Origin of the sequence: Psychrobacter sp. TB20-MNA-CIBAN-0197 (assembly GCF_040309765.1) — a bacterium.
Taxonomy (GTDB): domain Bacteria; phylum Pseudomonadota; class Gammaproteobacteria; order Pseudomonadales; family Moraxellaceae; genus Psychrobacter; species Psychrobacter submarinus.
The window spans coordinates 1-916 of the sequence record NZ_JBEOPC010000079.1 but is presented as its reverse complement, the minus strand read 5'-3'; the positions used below and the strand labels follow the sequence as shown (position 1 = coordinate 916).

The 916-nt window shown below is 40.9% G+C and carries 1 protein-coding gene and 1 pseudogene; both read left to right on the top strand.

Annotated features, from left to right (window positions below):
• The first annotated feature begins 66 nt into the window (after positions 1 to 66).
• Positions 67 to 507, top strand: a complete 441-nt coding sequence (locus tag AAEY83_RS12730; RefSeq protein ID WP_025643546.1) for a transposase family protein — start codon at positions 67 to 69, stop codon at positions 505 to 507.
• 8 nt (positions 508 to 515) lie between these two features.
• Positions 516 to 899 (top strand): annotated as a pseudogene (locus tag AAEY83_RS12725) (transposase family protein); the annotation flags it as partial.
• Positions 900 to 916 lie beyond the last annotated feature (17 nt).

Below are 916 nucleotides of genomic sequence, written 5' to 3'. Positions count from 1 at the left end.
TAGACCTCTTGCAAAAGTAGCAGAGGGAATTAAAATAAGAAGAACATTCATCGTTGTCTAAGAACCATGCCAAACATAGATAAGCTACTCAAACAAAGTGACGCTGGTTTTAAACGCTACACTGGCATTCATAAAGCCACCTTTTATGACATGCTTGATGCCATGCAAGAGCATGAAGCATCTAAGACCAAATCAGGTAGACCAAGTGTGCTCAGTCTTAAGGAGCAGATACTACTAGCCCTGACTTATTGGCGTGAATACCGCACGCTTTATCATATCAGTATGGACTTTGGTATTCATGAGTCTTCTGCTAGCCGTATCATTCGTAAAGTAGAAGACACACTGATTGACTCTGGCAAGTTTGAATTACCTAAAAAGCTGCCTAGTCGTGTCGATGACGACATCAATTGGTCAGTCGTCATTGTTGATGCTACCGAAACCCCTATTGAGCGTCCAAAAAAAACCAAAGAGACTACTACAGCGGTAAGAAAAAACAACACACCTTAAAAGCGCAGGTTATCGTTCATTGGCAAACTGGTTTGATACTTGATGTGCAAACCTGTAAAGGGTCAATCCACGATTTTAAGCTGTATAAAGATACTTGTCCTGACTGGTTACCTTGTGACGCCAAGCTACTAGCCGATAGTGGTTATCAAGGGTTAGCAAAGTTACATGAGCAAACTTTCACGCCATTTAAGAAACCTCGTGGTGGTCAGTTATTAGAGATATGCAAACAGGCCAATCACTATCTGGCAAAGTTCCGTATTGTGGTTGAGCACAAAATAGGCTTAATCAAGTTGTTTAAAATCGTGGCTCATAAATATCGCAACCGTCGTCAGCGCTATGATCTTAGAATGAAGCTGTTTGCTGGTATCATTAATTCCGAGCTTAAATTATGACTTTTGCAAGAGGTCTA

Coding starts and splice junctions, on each gene's coding strand:
- AAEY83_RS12730 (WP_025643546.1), top strand. CDS start 67: ATGCCAAACATAGATAAGCTACTCAAACAAAGTGACGCTGGTTTTAAA.